The organism is Bradyrhizobium sp. SZCCT0148, from assembly GCF_018129985.1.
Lineage (GTDB): Bacteria > Pseudomonadota > Alphaproteobacteria > Rhizobiales > Xanthobacteraceae > Bradyrhizobium > Bradyrhizobium japonicum_H.
In genome coordinates this window covers 294,725-311,548 of the sequence record NZ_JAFCKT010000005.1, presented here as the reverse complement: position 1 = coordinate 311,548, position 16,824 = coordinate 294,725, and the positions used below count along the sequence as shown (strand labels likewise).

Genomic DNA, 16,824 nt, shown 5'->3' with positions numbered 1-16,824 from the left:
GGATCACCGCAGCTTCAGCGTCGACAGGCCGGCGAGCGCCAGCATCACCGAGATGATCCAGAAGCGGATCACGATCTGCGGCTCGGTCCAGCCAAGCTGCTCGAAATGATGATGGATCGGCGCCATCCGGAAGATGCGCTTGCCGGTGAGCTTGAACGATACCACCTGCACGATGACGGAGACCGCCTCGAGCACGAACAGGCCGCCGATCACCGCGAGCACGATCTCGTGCTTCACCGCGACCGCGATGGCGCCCAGCATGCCGCCGAGCGCAAGCGAGCCGGTGTCGCCCATGAAGATCGAGGCCGGCGGCGCGTTGAACCAGAGGAAACCGAGGCCGGCGCCCAACAGCGCGCCGCAGAGCACCGCGAGCTCGCCGGTGCCGGCGACATATTTGATCTGCAGATATTCGGCGAACACCGCGTTGCCGGCGAGATAGGCGATCATCGCGAAGCTCGCGGTCGCGATCATCACGGGAACGATGGCAAGGCCGTCGAGACCGTCGGTGAGGTTCACCGCGTTGCCGGAGCCGACGATGACGAAGGCGCCGAAGATGACGAAGAACCAGCCGAAATGCAGCACGGTGTCCTTCAGGAAGGGAATCGTCAGCGCGGTCGATGCGGGATCGCGGTTCAACCGCACCAGCGCGTAGCACGCCACCAGCGCGATCGCCGCCTCGATCAGCAGGCGCAGCTTGCTGCCGAAGCCGGTCGTCGTCTGCTTGGTCACCTTGAGGTAGTCGTCATAGAAGCCGACGAAGCCGAAGCCGAGCGTCACCGCCAGCACGATCCAGACATAGGGATTGAGCGGATTGGCCCACAGCACCGTACCGACCGTGAGGCCGGACAGGATCATCAACCCGCCCATCGTGGGCGTGCCCTTCTTGGACAGATGCGATTGCGGACCGTCGGCCCGGATCGGCTGGCCCTTGCCCTGGCGGATGCGCAGATGATCGATGATCCAGGGCCCGAACAGGAACACGAACAGCGCGCCGGTGACGACGGCGCCACCGGTGCGGAAGGTGATGTAGCGGAACACGTTCAAGAAGGTGCGAACGGCACCGAGGCCCGTGAATGTGTTGGAAAGGTCGATCAGCCAGTAAAACATTCAGACGGGTCCTATCGCGCGACCTGGGAAACGACGGCAGCGCGCCGCAAAGGGTGGGATTCGGGAACGGCGCCTTCCAAGCAGTTTACGCCTTTGCCTGCAAGGCGGCCATCAGGCCCGGCACAAACTTGTTGACCCAGAACATCTTCTTGCTGCCCTTGACAACCACGACGTCGCCTGCCTTCAGCAGGTTCGCGACCTCACTCGGCTTCAGCGTGGCGGGATCGTCGTGCCAGCCGAGGCCCATGCCGGCCGGGAGCACGTCATAGAGATGGCGCATCAGAGGGCCGACGCAGTAGACGCCGTCGATCCCGTCGAGATGCTTGGCAAGGCCGGTGTGATAGTCCGGCGCATCATCGCCCAGCTCCAGCATGTCGCCGAGCACCGCAATGCGGCGGCCGCCGCTCATATGACGCGCCTGCAGGCTTTGCAGCGCAGCCGCTACGCTGGCCGGATTGCCGTTGAAACTGTCGTCGATCACGGTGATGCCGCCGACAGCCTGCTCGACCCCACGGCCGGTCATGATGCCGACCCGGTCGAGCTTGATTGCGAGCGTCGCCGGATCGAGATGGGCCGCACGGATCGCGGCGAGCGCCGCCAGCGCATTCTGCACGCGGTGCGGCGCCCCCGGCGTCAGGCTGAAGGCGATCTCTTTCTTGCCGATCATGGCCACGACCTGCCAGCTCTCGCCATGCGGCGCGTGCGCGACCTCGTGCACCTCGGCATGCTCGCCGAAGCGCACCACCTTGCCCTTCCATTCGGATGCCTTGAGCCCGGCGGGCAGCACCAGCACGCCATGCTCGGGCAGGCCGAGCGCGATCGACACCTTCTCGCGGCGGATGGCTTCGAGCGAGCCGAGCTTTTCCAGATGCACGGGTTGAACGTTGACGACGAGCGCGACGGTGGGCCTGGTCAATTCGCTGAGCCGCGCGATCTCGCCCTTCTGGTTCATGCCCATCTCGACGACCCAGAGGCTGGCATCCGGCCGCGCATTGCACAGCGTCAGCGGCACGCCCCAGAAATTGTTGAAGCTGGACGGGCTCGCATAGGCGTTTGGATAGGCCGCCAAAAATTCCTTGGTGCTGGTCTTGCCGGCGCTGCCGGTGAGCCCGATCACAGGCCCGTGGAAACGCGCGCGAGCGGCGCGGGCGAGGGCCCACAGGCCGTCGATGAGCGTGTCCTTGACGACGATCTGCGGAATCCGGATACCGGCGATCTCGTGCGGCACGATCATCGCGACCGCGCCCGAGGCTTCCGCCTTGTCCGCGAACTCCCAGCCGTCGCGCGCGCTGGCAAAGGCCGAGACGAAGCCGCCGCTCGGCGTGCCGCTCAGCGCCACGAACAGGCTGCCCGGCTTCACCAGCCGGCTGTCCTGGGTGACGAAATCGATCGGGGTGTCCGCGAATGATCCGTCCGCGCCCAGCGCGCGCGCCACTTCGGCAACCGTCCATATCGGCGCGCTCATGCAACCCCCGACGCTAATGCGGCGGCGACCGCCTCGTGATCACTGAAGGGCAGAACCTCGCCGCCGACGATCTGTCCGGTCTCGTGGCCCTTGCCGGCAACGAGCAATGCATCGCCTTCCTGCAACTCCTCGATCGCGGTTCGGATGGCCGCAGCACGGTCGCCGATCTCGCGGGCGCCCTTGGCGGTTGCGAGGATTTCGGCGCGAATGGCTTCGGGCTTCTCGCTGCGCGGATTGTCGTCGGTGATGATGACGCGATCGGCGTTCTCGGCCGCGATCTCGCCCATGATAGGGCGCTTGCCGGCATCGCGGTCGCCGCCGGCGCCGAACACGACGACAAGCTTTCGTTTCGCGTAGGGCCGCAGCGCCTGCAGTGCCTTCGCGAGCGCATCGGGCTTGTGCGCGTAGTCGACGAAGATCGGCGCGCCGTTGCGCTCGCCGACGCGCTCGAGCCGGCCCTTGGCGCCTTCAAGATGTTCGAGGCTGGCAAATACATCGGCGGCGTCGCTGCCGGTGCCGACCGCAAGGCCCGCCGACACCAGCGCGTTCTCGATCTGGAACTCGCCGACCAGCGGCAGTCGGATCGCATACCGCCTGCCGCAATGCTCGAGCTCAAGGACTTGTGAAAAACCTTCCACTGTGGCGCCGCCAAGACGGATGCCTGCGCCGGCCCCGTTGCCCTTGCGGCCGACCGCCATCACGCGCAGGCCGCGCGATGTCGCCGCCTCAATCGCCTCCGCCGAGCAATCATGATCGGCCGAGATCACCGCCGCGCCTCCGGGTTGGATCAGTTCGCGGAACAGACGAAGCTTTGCCGCAAGGTAATGCGCAACGGTCGGATGATAATCCATGTGGTCGCGCGAGAGATTGGTGAAGCCTCCGGCGGAGACTCGCACGCCGTCGAGGCGATATTGGTCGAGCCCGTGCGACGATGCTTCGAAGGCGAGATGCGTCACGCCGTCGCGCGCGATCTCGTCGATCTGCCGGTGCAGCGCGATCGGATCCGGCGTGGTCAGTGAGCCATAGACTGTCCGTTTGGGCGAGACGAGGCCGATGGTGCCGATGCTCGCGGAGGCATGGCCCAGCCGCTCCCATATCTGGCGCGCGAACGCCGCAACCGAGGTCTTGCCGCTGGTGCCGGTCACCGCGGCGATCGTCGCGGGCTGCGACGGGAAGAATCTCGCCGCGGCCAGCGCCAGCGCGCGGCGCGGATTGGCGACGGTGATGAACGGCACCTTGTTCGTCGCCGGCGCATGGTCACCCACGACAGCCACGGCGCCTGCGGCCACCGCGGCGTCGATGAAGCGCGCCCCGTCGGTCTTGCTGCCCGCAAGTGCGAAGAAGAGATCGCCGGCCTTGACCGCGCGGCTGTCGAGCGCAAGGCCAGTCGCCTCGAGCGCCGCAATGGCGGGCTCGATCGCGGCGTCATGGCCTAGGAGGTCGCGCAGCTTCATGGTCTTCCAGTGGCCTTACCGGAGAGCCGAATTTCGAGGGAAATCCCCGACTCAGCAGCGGCTGCGGCCCACCCGATTGATTACTGGGTTGTCCTGGATGCTGCAAGAATAAGGCGGTCCGCAGGCGGCAGGTCGAACCGCGGCTCGACGCCCAGAAGCGGCGCAATCCGCTCGATCACCTTGCCGCCGGTCGGCACCGCGTTCCAGCCGGACGTAATGAAACCGTGCGTTTCGGGGAGCGCCTGCGGCTCGTCCAGCATGATCAGGACGTGATATTTTGGATCGTCGCAGGGCAGAATCGCGGTGAACGAATTGAGCACGCGCTTCTTGGCGTAGCGGCCGTTAATGACCTTCTCGGACGTGCCTGTCTTGCCGCCGACGTAATAACCCTTGACGTCTGCGGTCTTGGCCGTACCGATCTCGGCGTTGAGCCGCATGAGATACCGCATCTTGTCGCTGGTGTCCGTTCTGACGACTCGCTTGGCCAATGCTGCGGCCTCTTCCGGCGTGCGCTTCATGAAGGTCGGCGGAATCAGATAGCCGCCGTTCACCAGGGCGTTGATGCCCATCACGGCCTGCAGCGGTGCCACAGACAGGCCCTGGCCGAACGCGGCGGTGACGGTGTTGAGCTCGCTCCAGCGCCGCGGGATCAGCGGCGCCGCGCTCTCCGGCAGCTCGGTGCGGAGACGGGTCAGCTGTCCCATCTTGGCGAGGAACGCCTTGTGCGCCTCGACGCCCTGCCCCAGCGCGATCCGCGCCGCGCCGATGTTGGACGAGTAGGTGAAGACTTCCTTGGTGTTGATGAAACGCCCGAGCGGATGGCTGTCGTGGATGGTGAACTTGCCGTAGTGCAGGTTTCCGCGCGCGTCCCACATCGTGTTCAGGTTGATCTTGCCGGAATCGAGCGCCATCGCCAGCGTGAACGCCTTGAACGTCGAGCCCATCTCGTAGACGCCGGTGGTCAGGCGGTTGATACGGTCGGGGTCGTGCGCTTCCTTCGGGTTGTTCGGATCGAAGTCCGGCAGCGAGACCATTGCGACGATTTCGCCGGTCTTCACGTTGGAGACGATGCCGGACGCGGCTTTGGCGTGGAACTTGTCCTTGGCCTTAAGCAATTCGTCGCGCAGCGCGTGCTCGACGCGCAGATCGACCGAGAGCTCGATCGGCTTTTGCAGCCGGTCTGTAGCAAAGCCCGCGCGGTGGAGATCGGCGAGACCTTGATTGTCGAGCCACTTCTCGATGCCGGCGATGCCCTGGTTGTCGATGTTGACGAGACCTATGAGGTGGGCAACTTCGTTGCCGGTCGGATAGACGCGCTTGTTCTCGCGCAGAAAGCCGATGCCGGGAATGCCGAGCTTGTGGATGGCCTGCTGTTGCTGCGCCGTGACCTCGCGCTTGAGCCAGACGAAGCCCTTGCGTGTCCTCAGGCGCTCGCGCACCTCGGCCTCATCGAGGTCGGGCACGGTTGCGGTGAGAAGCTCGATTGCCTCATCCTTGTCGATGATGCGGCGCGGCTCGCCGAACAGGCTCGCCGCCTTGACGTCGGTCGCAAGGATGGCGCCGTTGCGGTCGACGATGTCGGGCCGTGCTGTCGCCACCACCTCCTGCGCCGCGGCGCGGCGTGCGCCGTGGGCATCGGCGCCGATTGCAAACATCACGAGCCGGCCGCCGATCAGGGCGTAGACCGAAGCGAAAGCGAGCATGGCGAGACCCACGCGTGCGCGCGCCTTGGCGGCGCGATCGACGTTGCGCCCGTAGAGCAGGCTGCGGATCAGCCGCTGGCGCCAGGGTTCCGTAGGCTTGGCCGGAGTCGCAGTGCTCATTGCTTGTCCTCGGGCTGAGGCACGGAGCCCGTCACGTTGTCAGGATCGCTCGCGGCTTCGATGGTGTTGAGCATCGCCCCGATCGGGTCGGGCTCACCCGGCCTGAACATCCGCGGCGGACGCTCCGGCAGGTTCTTCAGTGAATCATATTGTGTGCCGGTGACCGGCTTGAGCTGCAGATGCCGGTCGGACAGGCCTTGCAGGCGAAGCGGCGCATCTAGCTTGGCCCATTCCGATCGCAGCGAAGCGATCGCGTCGCGCTGTTCGCGGATCTCCGCATGCAGCCGCAACACCTTCTCGGTGCGCGCCGTTGAGTCCATCTTGATCCGGTAGACATAGGCCGCCGCGAAGATCAGCGCGCCGATGACGAGGAGGTGGATGATGCGCATGCGCTAGCCTCCCCTCAACACGTCGGAGAGTCTCGGCCAGGACGATGGTTCGCCATCGTCATGCGCGGGCGCCGAGGTGCGCTCGGCCGCGCGAAGCTTTGCGGAACGCGCGCGCGGGTTATGCGCGACCTCGTCGTCGCCGGCGACCACGGGCCGCCGCGTGAGAAGCTGGAAGCTCGGCGGAATTTGAGCCACCTCCGGCAGATGCCGCGAGCCGCCACCGGTCTTCGAACGCTCGGAGAGGAAATTCTTGACGATGCGGTCTTCCAGCGAATGGAACGAGACCACGACGAGGCGGCCGCCGGGCTTGAGCACGCGCTCGGCAGCAGCAAGCGCGGTCTGAAGTTCGTCGAGCTCTTCGTTGACGAGAATGCGCAGGGCCTGGAACGTGCGCGTCGCCGGATGGATGTCGCCGGGCTTGGAGCGCACGATCCTGCCGATGAGATCAGCCAGCGCGCGTGTGGTCGTGAACGGCGTCTCCTGCCGGTCGGCCACGACGGCACGCGCGATGCGGCGCGACTGCCGTTCCTCGCCAAGCTGGTAGATGACGTCGGCGAGATCACCCTCGGAGGCCCGCGCGATCACGTCGGCGGCGGTCGGCCCCGTCTGCCCCATCCGCATGTCGAGCGGGCCGTCGAGGCGGAATGAGAAACCGCGGCCGGCCTGGTCGAGCTGCATCGAGGACACCCCGACATCCATCACGACGCCGTCCACGGCGTCCACGCCTTGCGCGGCGCAGACCGCGGCGAGATTGGAGAATCGGTCCTCGACCAGCGTCAGCCGGCCCGCGGAACGTTCGACCAGTTCGGCACCTGCGGCGATGGCAGTGTGGTCGCGGTCAATGGCGATGAGCCGGGTTCCCGGCATGTCGAGAATGGCGCGGCTGTAGCCGCCGGCGCCGAAGGTGGCATCGACATAGATACCGCCCTCGCGTGGGGCGAGGTGGTCGACGGCTTCGCGGCCGAGAACGGGGATATGCGGGGCCGAGCTCATGCACCAAGCCCTGTGACCCAAAGCCCGTCGGCGGGTCCTGACGTCCAAGCGAGATCGGGGACGAACAAGCCCATAACGCCTCGAATCATTCCACGTCGCGGCGGTTCCACGACAATGCCCCAATCCAACATGGTTACCGGGCCCGACTGTCCTGGGCGGCAAACCGAGTGTTCCCAGCGGAATTTGTCGGGCAGCCATGGGATTTCGAGCCAAAATACGCTTTGGCCGCCTCCGGACGCGGGTCGGCTCTTCATCCCTCAGTAACGACCCTTAGCGTTAAGAAAGCGTTGCTCGGCGGCTGACAAGTCGAAAAGCTGATGATGCGGTGATGCTTCATCCACACACATCGCGAAAATGCATCCGTTAACCGCGCCGCGCGATTGCGCACGATGGAGGGTAAAGGAATAGTAAAGAGAAGGGCTTGGCCCACTCTCCGTCCCACCCTGGTTTGTCTATGCCGCCGCCCGGTTCGTCCACACCGTCTGGTTCTGATTCGAAGCGTCAACGCGTCCTCCCGGTTCCCAAGGCCGCGGCGAGCATGAGGGCGTTCGAACCAGATTCCTCGATCGTGTCCGACATCATCCCCTCGCCGAACTATGGCGAACGCAACAAGGCGCGGCAGCCCGATATGATCGTGCTGCACTACACCGGCATGCCCGACGTCGAGGGCGCGCTGGCGCGGCTGTGCACCGCGGGGACCGAAGTCTCGGCGCATTATGTCGTGCTGGAAGACGGCCGCATCGTGCAATGCGTGTCGGAGGCCAAGCGCGCCTGGCACGCCGGCGTCTCGTCCTGGGCCGGCGAGGACGACATCAACTCCTGCTCGATCGGCGTCGAGATCATCAATCGCGGCCATGACTGGGGCTATCCGGAATATCCGCTGCGCCAGATCGCCGCCGTGATCGCACTGTGCCGCGGCATCATGCTTCGCCGCAAGGTGCCGGCCCACCGGGTGCTCGGCCATTCCGACGTCGCGCCCGCGCGCAAGAAGGACCCCGGCGAAAAGTTTCCGTGGCACTCGCTGGCCAATTCCGGCGTCGGTCACTGGGTGACGCCCGCCCCGATCGTGCGCGGCGAGACCCTGATGCTCGGCACCATCAGCGACGAGGTGCTGAGCCTGCAGCAGGCGCTCGCCAGATACGGCTACGGCGTGCCGCTGAATGGCAAATACGACGCCGCGACCATGGAAGTCGTTACCGCGTTCCAGCGACATTTCCGGCCGGCACGGCTGGATGGTGTCGCGGACCATTCGACGCTGTCGACATTGCAGGCGCTGCTGGCGAGCTTGCCGGCAGAGGGCACGGCTGTCGCGTCGAAGTGACGGCGATCGCTGCCCGGTCATTGCCTCGTCGCAAGTGCTCCTCGCAATGACGGAGTGTGTAGCCCCTACCCCATCTCCCTCACCCGCCGCGCATACAGCCGCCGCAACGGCTCCAGCTGGGTCGCCGCAGACGCTGCCTTATACGCCTCACGCGCTTCGTCCTTGCGCCCCATTCGCCGCAGCAGATCGGCGCGCACTGCGGGCAACAGCTCATAGCCGCGCAGCCCCCCTCGGGCGCTGATCGCATCGACGAGATCGAGCGCACGCGCCGGCCCGTCGACCATCGACACGGCAGCAGCGTGGTTGAGCTCGATCACCGCAGAGGGAGCGATGCGCAGCAACACCTCGTAGAGCCCGGCGATCTGCCGCCAGTCGGTCTGCGCAAAGCTCGGCGCACGCGCATGCAGCGCGGCGATTGCAGCCTGAACCGCGTAAGGCTGCGGCCGGCCGGGGACGCGCAACGCATCCTCGACCAGACGCAAGCCTTCCTCGATCTGCCCGCGATCCCACAGCGTGCGGTCCTGCTCCTCGAGCAATACGATATCGCCGGCTGCGGTCTCGCGTCCGGCGCGGCGTGCATCGTGCAGCAACATCAGGGCCAGCAAGCCCTTGATGCCGCCGCGATCCGGCATCAGCCGATCGAGCAAGCGGCCAAGCCGGATGGCCTCGACCGCAAGATCGGGCCGCATCAGATCCGCCCCCTCGGTCGCGACATAGCCCTCGGTGAACACTAGGTAGATCACCGCAAGCACGCCATCGAGCCGCGGCGCCAGCGCGTCGCGCTCGGGCACCTCGTAGGGGATGCCGGCGAGCCTGATCTTCTGCTTGGCGCGGACCAGGCGCTGCGCCATCGCTTCCTCGCCGACGAGAAAGGCGCGCGCGACCTGGGCCGTCGACAGTCCGCAGACCGTGCGCAGCGTCAGCGCGACCTGAACCTCAGTCGCGAAAGCGGGATGGCAACAGGTGAAGATCAGCCGCAGCATATCGTCGTCGAGCATTGCCGGCGGCGCGTCGATCGCTTGCGCGTTGAGTTCGATCTCATGCAGGAGCGCCAGCTGCTTGCTACGGAAGACGGCCTGGCGCCTGACGCGATCGATCGCCTTGTTCCTTGCGACATTGACCAGCCAGGCGCGCGGATTGTCGGGGACCTCGCACGCCGCCCAGCGTTCCAGCGCGACGGCAAAAGCATCCTGAAGCGCGTCCTCGGCCAGATCGAAATCGCCGACGAGGCGGATCAGCGTGGCCAGCGCCCGCGCCGCCTCGTCACGGAAGATCTTGTCGATCTCGGAAGGTGTCATGCGTCGATGCGCCGCCAGGCTTTACTTGTCGTAGACCCAGATCGGCCGCACCTCGATCGAACCGATCCTCGCGCTCGGAATCCGCGCCGCGATCTCGATCGCGGCGTTCAGATCCTTGGCCTCGATCAGATAGTAGCCACCGAGCTGCTCGCGGGTCTCCGCAAACGGCCCGTCGGTCGTGAGCGTCTTGCCGTCGCGCACACGCACGGTGGTCGCGGTCGTGGTCGGCTGCAAGCGATCGCCGGCCTTGAAATTACCGCTCTGGACGATGCCTTGTGTGAAGGTCTGGTATTCGGCCAGCATCTTCTGGCTGGTCGCCGCGTCGTTCTTCGCGTACTCGACCTCGTTCTGGTAGATCATGAGCAGATACTGCATCGCTTAACTCCCGTTGTTCGGCTGTGTCGCCGACATCCAGTCGAACGAGTTCGCCTCCAAACGACATCTTCAGGATAAATTATTCCGGCAAAGCGCGCGCGGCGATATCAGCTTGACGAAACCGTCACAAATGCCCATGCGTTACCAGTCAGTCGGCCGGACGGCTGCTCCGGCAACGGTCGAAAGGCCGCCGGGGAGGAAAGTCCGGGCTCCCTTGACATACGGTGCCGGATAACGTCCGGCGGGGGTGACCCCAGGGAAAGTGCCACAGAGAACGAACCGCTCCCTCCTCGGAGGAAGTAAGGGTGAAAAGGTGCGGTAAGAGCGCACCGCGGGTCCGGCAACGGAGCCGGCATGGCAAACCCCACCGGGAGCAAAACCGAATAGGGACGGCGTAGCGGGCTGTTCGCGCAAGCGATAACGCCGCGGGGCGATGTCAGGCCCGCCGTCCGGGTAGGTTGCTTGAGGCCACGTGCAAACATGGTCCCAGAGGAATGGCCGTCGCGTATCGTTCGTGCAAGCGGGCGGTGCCTTACAGAACCCGGCTTACAGGCCGGCTGATATTCTAAAGCGTTTTCGTGCGAAGCGGGTTTCCGGTTCGCGTCAAGACAACGCGTCTTGCTCAGCAAGCAACGAGGGGTTCGATGCCGACCGCATCGAACCCCTCACCATTTTCAGCAACGCTTCCACGTGACCGCGCCTCAGGCGGCGCGCGTGTCCGCTTTCACCAGCATGGGCGCAAGCTCGGTGCCCTCGCGCCGCAGCTTGCTCGCCTCGAAACCGTGCATGCCGATCTGCCATTGCAGGCCGACGATAGCGCCCTTGGTCGGCTGCAGCAGTCCGAGCGAGGCGAACAGCGTCACCGGCAGCCACACCGCCAGTTGCAGCCAGACCGCCGGCACATAGGCGGTCTCGACCGCGAGGATCGCCGGCACCACGAGATGACCAACCACGACAATTACGAGATAGGCCGGAAAGTCATCGGCGCGCTGGTGGAACAGCTCCTCGCCGCAATGGTCGCAAGAATGAGCCACCTTCAGGAACCGGCCGAACAGATGGCCTTCGCCGCAGTTCGGGCACTTGCCCAGGAAGCCGCGCCACATTGCCTTCGCCAGAGAGATCGAACCGGTTGCCATGACGGACCTTCCTTTTCACTGATCCATACAATAATATCCTGTATCCATACATTCAAAGGAAATGGGCCTACATTGCATGGATTGGACCCCGACAATCTCGGAGCTGTCAGGGCCCCGCTATCAGCGCATCGTCGAAGCTATGGAAGCCGACATCGGCGCCGGCCGGCTGGTGCGCGGCCAGCAATTGCCGACGCAGCGCGCGCTGGCCAAGGCGCTCGGCGTCGACCTCACCACGGTGACGCGCGCCTATACCGAGGCGCGGCGACGCGGCATCATGGAGGCGCGCGTCGGCCAGGGATCGTTCGTGTCGGAGACCAGCGCGCGCCGCGCGGTCGACCTGCCGCATCCGGTGACCATCGACCTGTCGATGAACGTGCCGCCGCATCCGCTGGAGGCGCAGCTCGACGAACGCATCATCGCCGGCATGGAGGCCCTGCGCGCGCAATCGGGCCTGACTGCCTTCCTCAATTACCAGCCGCCGGGCGGCAGTGCCCATGAGCGCGAGGTCGCGGCCCGCTGGATGCGCACCCGCGTCCCGCATGCACATGCCGACAGGCTCGTGATCTTTCCCGGGGCGCAGACCATCCTGTTCAACCTGCTCGCGCACATTGCTTGGCCCGGCGACGTCGTGCTGACCGAAGCCCTCACGTTTCCCGGCATCAAGGCTGCGGCTGCGCAGCTCGGCGTCAAACTCGTGAGCGTCGCCATGGACGACGGCGGCATCCTGCCCGATGCGCTGGCGAAAGCCTGCCGCACGCACAATCCGAAAGCCGTCTATCTCATTCCGACGCTGCACAATCCGACCACTTCGACGCTGTCGGCCGAGCGGCGCAACGCGATTGCAAGGATCGTCCGCGATGCCGACACGGTGCTGATCGAGGATGACGCCTACGGCCTGCTCGACCGTGCGGCCTCGCCGATCGCGAATCTCATTCCGGAGCGGACTTATCTCGCAACCACGCTGTCAAAATGCATCGCACCAGCGCTGCGCGTTGCCTATCTCGTGACGCCCGACAGCGCCGCGCAGCAGGACATGCGGACCTGCCTTCAGGCCACCGTGCAGATGCCGGCGCCGCTGATGGTCGCGCTGGTGACGCACTGGATCGAGACCGGCATCGCCGATCGCATCATCACGGCCATCCGCAATGAGGCCGTCGGCCGCCAGCAACTCGCCCAGCGCGCCTTGAAGGGTTTCCAGTTTCTGACAAAGCCCGCGGCGCATCATCTCTGGCTGCGGCTGCCCGAGAACCGCCCCGACGTCGCCGGCTATCTCTTGCGCAACGGCCTCGCGGTCGTCGCCGGTGATGCCTTCACTGTCGACGGAACGCCGCCGAACGCGGCACGCGTTTCACTCGGTGCCGCGCGCAACAGGGCCGAATTGACCGAAGCGCTGCGCATCCTGGTCGGCGCGCTGCACAGGCCCGCCGACACAAGGCAGATCGTTTAGCAAAACCTAATGATGACGGCGATGGCGCGGGCGGACGACGGGCGTCACACCTGATGGATAGGCCGCATAGGCCTCGCTCGGCGCCACTGTCTCACCACGGGCCGCGCGCGCCGCCGGCGTGAGCTGGCCGCCATTGAGCACGTCGCGATCGGGATGGGCGGCCTGATAGGCCGCAGGCTCGGAAAACTGCGCCTGCGCCACGGTCGGCGTCAAGGAAGCCGCTGACAGCAGCGCGGCCGCAAGGGCAATCGTCGTACGGGTCATCGTCGTTCTCCGTCCTCTGGTTCCGGACAAGCGAGCGCATCAAATGGCGCTGGCATGCCGCTGGATTGAAGTATGGCCATCATGTAGGCGCGTCTTCCGCGAACGCCCGACCCCCGCCATCACGCTTGCGTGCGGTTTTGAAATTGACCCCCATGGCCGAAGCCGTGCTATGCGGGCAGTGGCGATCAACCGTTCGGGATCGCCCATTGCGACAAGGACCAACTGGTTGGGAACGCTCACTTACGCGCTGCTGCTGTTCGGCGCATTGGCCGGCGGCTTCGTCTCGGGCCTCGCCGGATTCGGCACGGCGCTGATGGCGCTTGGGATCTGGCTCTACGTGCTGCCGCCCTCGCTCGCGGTGCCGCTGGTGCTGATCTGCTCGGTGATCGCGCAGACCTCGACGCTGCCGTCGATGTGGAAGAGTTTTGACCTTTCGCTGGTATGGCCGTTCCTGATTGGGGGATTGATCGGCGTGCCGCTCGGCACCATGCTGATCGCCTCCGCCGATCCAAAAGTGTTCAAGCTGAGCGTCGGCATTTTAATCCTGGTTTTTTCGAGCGCGCTCTATCTGAACAAGAGGCCGCTTGCGATCAAGTTCGGCGGCCGCCTTGCCGACGGTGCGATCGGCTTTGCTGGCGGTATTCTCGGCGGCCTTGCCGGATTGTCCGGTCCGCTGCCGATCATCTGGGCCAACATCCGCGGCTGGAACAAGCATGAGCGGCGCGGCATCTTCCAGCTCTTCAATTTCACCGTGCTCGCGGCCGCGTTGGTGATGCAGACCGTGTCCGGGATCGTGGAGCTCAAGGTGATCTGGCTCGCAGCCGTCGCCTTTCCGGGCACGCTGATCGGCACCTGGACGGGCGCGCGCGTTTATCACGCGCTGAACGACAAGCATTTTGGCGACGTCGTGCTCGGCCTGCTGTTCCTCTCCGGCCTCACTCTCGTCTGGAACAGTCTCGGCGCGCTCTAGCTCTTACGCGCTCCTGAAAGCGCCATGCCTCCGGCGACACCGACGCCGAGTACATAGATCCAGCCGGGCGTGAAATCGAACAAATGAGTGTTGAGCAGCGAAGTCAGCATGTTCTGCACCACGACCAGCAGGCCGATCCAGCAGGCCAGCCCCTCACCGCGAAACATCGACAGGTGCGCAAACCAGAGCGCATAGAGGATCAGGACACCGATGACGCCCCACTGCACAGCCACGCTCAGGGTCTGATTGTGCGGATTGCCGACGATTTCGCCGCGCAGCGGATCATCGCGCGCATCGACGGCCGCCTTGGCGAACAGGCTGCGGATCGCGCCGGTGCCGTGACCGACCAACGGTGCCTCGGCGATAAATCCCAGGGACTTTCGCCAATATTCCAGCCGTGACCCCATGCCGCTGACCTGGCCATCCTTCACGCTCGCCTCGTAATCCGCCTGAAACTTCGCAACCGTCGTGCGCAGATGCGGCGACACGCCAAAAAGCAGCATGGCCGCCAGCGCCATCGCGCCTGCCGCGAGCAGCGCCGCGCGCCGGCGCAGATACAGGAACGCGAACACCACCACCAGGATCGGCAGCGTGACCAGCGCCGTGCGCGACACCACGACGAAGATCATGTTGGCGAGAAACCCGATCGCAAGTGCCGCGAACAGCGTCGCGATGCCGGTGCGGCGTTGTCGCAGCAGCGCCACGATCGGATAGATCAGCGCGATGGCACAGAGCGCGAATTCCTGGCTCTGGTCGATGTAGTTGCGCACCGCGATCCCGCTTTCGACCCTGTAGGGCCCGCGCGACAGATAGAGCTTCAGCGAGAGCGCGGGGTCGATGGCGACGGCGAAGGAATAGAGCATCAACGCCGCGCAGGACGCGAGGAAGGCGAAGAACACCCAATGGCCGTACGGCCACCGCTCGAACTGGTAGATCAGGAGCGGAATGACCAGCAGCTTCGCCGACGGCCCGATCGCGTGGATCCGGTCCGGCCATGGCGCATCCGACCAGAGCGTGCCGACGGCGGCGAGCGTGACCAGCGCTATCGGCAGCAGGCAGACCGGGCGAAGCAGAGAGCGGGGAAACGCGCGCAGATCGAGGAAGGCGAAGGCGATCAGCCAGGGTATGAGCGCGAAAATCAGCCCGGTCGTGGTCCACGGCAGCAGCAGCGCGATCAGCGCGACGAAGCGGGCCGGCGTGCGATAGCGCGCCGCCCAGATCGCGGAGAGCCATGACGCCGCCTGCGGCTCGTTCGTCACTCCGGTCATCGGCCCTTTGCAGCCAGCTTCCCCACTGCCCGGCAAATTAGCCGGAGCAGCCGGGATGGGACAAGCTACCGTTACGCAGGCTCGCGGGCGAGAGACGCAATGGGTTCAGCACTCTCTTGCTCTGGCAGGTTCTCCTTCGGCGCCGAAGTCAGGCGCTTCCTGAACTCGCGGCGCAGCAGCCACAGGCTCAAGCCCGCCTGCAACATTGTCGCCGCGATTGACAAATACCAGACGTACTCCATGCGAAAGCCCGGCCGCGTCGAGAGCCAGATCGCCGGCAGCGAGTAGGTGAACACCCGCGTCGCCGAGCTCAAGAGCACCGGCCTGGTGTTGCCGAGGGCCTGGAACATGCTGGAGCAGGTGAAGATCAGCCCCTGCGCCACCATGTTGAACGAGATGATCCGCAGAAACAAATAGGCGATCTCCATCGTCTCGCGGTCGTTCGAGAAACCGGCGAGCAGCAGCTCCGGCTTGACCTGCGCAAGCGTCATGAAGCCGGCCATCACGATCGTGACGATCAAAGCGGCCTTGACGAAGGTCTCCCGCACGCGCGCAGCGTTGGCTGCGCCGACGTTCTGGCCGGCGATCGGCCCGGCCGCCAGCCCGACCGCCAAGGCCGGCATGTTGATCAGGCCGAGCACGCGCTGCCCGATGCCGAAGCCGGCCTGCGCCGCCGGGCCGAAATCACGCAGCACGTAATAGACCACCGCCATGAAGATGAACATCATCGCGAACTCGCCGCCGGCGGGCAGGCCAACGTTGAGAATGCGTTTCAAATGGTGCGGCTGGGGACGCCATTGCGCGGGATTGAAGGCGACATAGCGCTCGACCTTGCGGAAATACGCCAGCAGCATCAGAGCGCCGATGGCGACCGCGATCGAACTCGCCAGTCCGGCACCGGCGACGCCGAGCGCGTAGCCGGTGCCCCAGCCCGAGATCAGCACCGGCGCCAGCGCGATGTTGATGACGACCGCGACCACCCGCACCAGCATGGCGGGGCGCACGATGCCGGTCGCGCGAAGCCCGGACGCAATCACTTGCATGGCAAACTCCAGAGCGAGCGCCGGCATGAACCACAGCAGGTAAACCGTCCCCGCCTCGACCGTGGCCTGATCCGCGGCAATCGAACGCATATAGGGGCGCGACAGCACCGCTCCCGCAACCAGCGTCGCCAGGCCGAACAGCACCGACAGCGCGATGGCCTGGTTGAAGATCAGATTGGCGTCCGCCCGATCCTTGCGTCCCACGGCATGCGCCATCAGCGCGACCGTGCCGACGCCGAGCACCTGCATCAGCCCGTTGACGAGAAAGCCGGCGTTGCCAGCCGCAGCGACACCCGCAACGGCGGCATCGCCCAATCCCGACACGAAATACAGATCGACCAGCTGGCAGATCATGATCGAGACCATCCCGGCCATGATGGGCGGCGTCATGACGAGGATATGTCTCACGATGGAGCCGTTCGTCAGGTCTTTCATCTCATTCCATCCTTGACGCATGCATTGACGCATGCT

General features: G+C 65.4%; 15 protein-coding genes and 1 other RNA gene. 4 read left to right on the top strand and 12 right to left on the bottom strand.

The window, feature by feature from the left end; all coding sequences use genetic code 11:
* Positions 1-3: 3 nt before the first annotated feature.
* From mraY to rsmH, 6 genes are all read right to left on the bottom strand, one after another.
* Entirely contained in the window at positions 4-1,107 is a 1,104-nt protein-coding gene (gene mraY / locus JQ580_RS18475) for a phospho-N-acetylmuramoyl-pentapeptide-transferase (RefSeq protein WP_212281472.1), read from the bottom strand.
* Between the two features lie 85 nt (positions 1,108-1,192).
* Entirely contained in the window at positions 1,193-2,572 is a 1,380-nt protein-coding gene (locus JQ580_RS18470; protein ID WP_212281471.1) for a UDP-N-acetylmuramoyl-tripeptide--D-alanyl-D-alanine ligase, read from the bottom strand.
* Positions 2,569-4,026: a UDP-N-acetylmuramoyl-L-alanyl-D-glutamate--2,6-diaminopimelate ligase gene (locus JQ580_RS18465; RefSeq protein WP_212281470.1), complete on the bottom strand. Its 1,458-nt coding sequence runs from the start codon at positions 4,024-4,026 to the stop codon at positions 2,569-2,571. Before JQ580_RS18465 ends, JQ580_RS18470 begins: the two co-directional genes overlap by 4 nt.
* A gap of 80 nt (positions 4,027-4,106) precedes the next feature.
* The gene (locus JQ580_RS18460) at positions 4,107-5,849 is read right to left on the bottom strand and encodes a peptidoglycan D,D-transpeptidase FtsI family protein (RefSeq protein WP_212281469.1); all 1,743 of its coding nucleotides are present in this window, start codon (positions 5,847-5,849) and stop codon (positions 4,107-4,109) included.
* Positions 5,846-6,238 carry a cell division protein FtsL gene (ftsL, locus tag JQ580_RS18455; RefSeq protein WP_106948658.1) on the bottom strand — a complete coding sequence of 131 codons (393 nt, stop codon included), beginning with the start codon at positions 6,236-6,238 and terminating at the stop codon, positions 5,846-5,848. Before ftsL ends, JQ580_RS18460 begins: the two co-directional genes overlap by 4 nt.
* 3 nt (positions 6,239-6,241) lie before the next feature.
* Positions 6,242-7,231: a 16S rRNA (cytosine(1402)-N(4))-methyltransferase RsmH gene (gene rsmH, locus JQ580_RS18450; RefSeq protein WP_212281468.1), complete on the bottom strand. Its 990-nt coding sequence runs from the start codon at positions 7,229-7,231 to the stop codon at positions 6,242-6,244.
* Between the two features lie 538 nt (positions 7,232-7,769).
* Here rsmH and JQ580_RS18445 point away from each other — a divergent pair.
* Positions 7,770-8,552, top strand: a complete 783-nt coding sequence (locus JQ580_RS18445; protein WP_212281467.1) for an N-acetylmuramoyl-L-alanine amidase — start codon at positions 7,770-7,772, stop codon at positions 8,550-8,552.
* Positions 8,553-8,617: 65 nt separating this feature from the next.
* On the opposite strand, the gene JQ580_RS18440 is transcribed toward JQ580_RS18445, so the two are convergent.
* Positions 8,618-9,850 carry an RNA polymerase sigma factor gene (locus JQ580_RS18440; RefSeq protein WP_212281466.1) on the bottom strand — a complete coding sequence of 411 codons (1,233 nt, stop codon included), beginning with the start codon at positions 9,848-9,850 and terminating at the stop codon, positions 8,618-8,620.
* A gap of 21 nt (positions 9,851-9,871) precedes the next feature.
* Positions 9,872-10,225 (bottom strand): YciI family protein, encoded by a 354-nt coding sequence (locus JQ580_RS18435; protein ID WP_212281465.1) that lies wholly within the window; start codon positions 10,223-10,225, stop codon positions 9,872-9,874.
* A 148-nt stretch (positions 10,226-10,373) separates the two neighbouring features.
* On the opposite strand from JQ580_RS18435, the gene rnpB reads away from it, so the two are divergent.
* An RNA gene (rnpB, locus tag JQ580_RS18430) (RNase P RNA component class A) lies at positions 10,374-10,790 on the top strand.
* Positions 10,791-10,926: 136 nt separating this feature from the next.
* Here rnpB and JQ580_RS18425 read toward each other — a convergent pair.
* Positions 10,927-11,361, bottom strand: coding sequence for a DUF983 domain-containing protein (locus JQ580_RS18425; RefSeq protein WP_212281464.1), 435 nt, complete (start codon positions 11,359-11,361; stop codon positions 10,927-10,929).
* Positions 11,362-11,437: 76 nt separating this feature from the next.
* Between JQ580_RS18425 and JQ580_RS18420 the strand changes: the two genes are divergently transcribed.
* Entirely contained in the window at positions 11,438-12,808 is a 1,371-nt protein-coding gene (locus JQ580_RS18420; protein WP_212281463.1) for an aminotransferase-like domain-containing protein, read from the top strand.
* Positions 12,809-12,814: 6 nt separating this feature from the next.
* Here the strand turns inward: JQ580_RS18420 and JQ580_RS18415 are convergent, their stop codons facing one another.
* On the bottom strand, positions 12,815-13,072 hold the full coding sequence (locus tag JQ580_RS18415; RefSeq protein ID WP_212281462.1) for a hypothetical protein: 258 nt from the start codon (positions 13,070-13,072) through the stop codon (positions 12,815-12,817).
* Positions 13,073-13,298: 226 nt separating this feature from the next.
* Here JQ580_RS18415 and JQ580_RS18410 point away from each other — a divergent pair, with 226 nt between their 5' ends.
* Positions 13,299-14,042 carry a sulfite exporter TauE/SafE family protein gene (locus JQ580_RS18410; RefSeq protein ID WP_212281461.1) on the top strand — a complete coding sequence of 248 codons (744 nt, stop codon included), beginning with the start codon at positions 13,299-13,301 and terminating at the stop codon, positions 14,040-14,042.
* Here JQ580_RS18410 and JQ580_RS18405 read toward each other — a convergent pair.
* Positions 14,039-15,310, bottom strand: a complete 1,272-nt coding sequence (locus JQ580_RS18405) for an O-antigen ligase family protein (RefSeq protein ID WP_212281460.1) — start codon at positions 15,308-15,310, stop codon at positions 14,039-14,041. The genes JQ580_RS18410 and JQ580_RS18405 overlap by 4 nt on opposite strands.
* 71 nt (positions 15,311-15,381) lie before the next feature.
* Positions 15,382-16,788, bottom strand: a complete 1,407-nt coding sequence (locus tag JQ580_RS18400; protein ID WP_212281459.1) for an MATE family efflux transporter — start codon at positions 16,786-16,788, stop codon at positions 15,382-15,384.
* Positions 16,789-16,824: the final 36 nt, after the last annotated feature.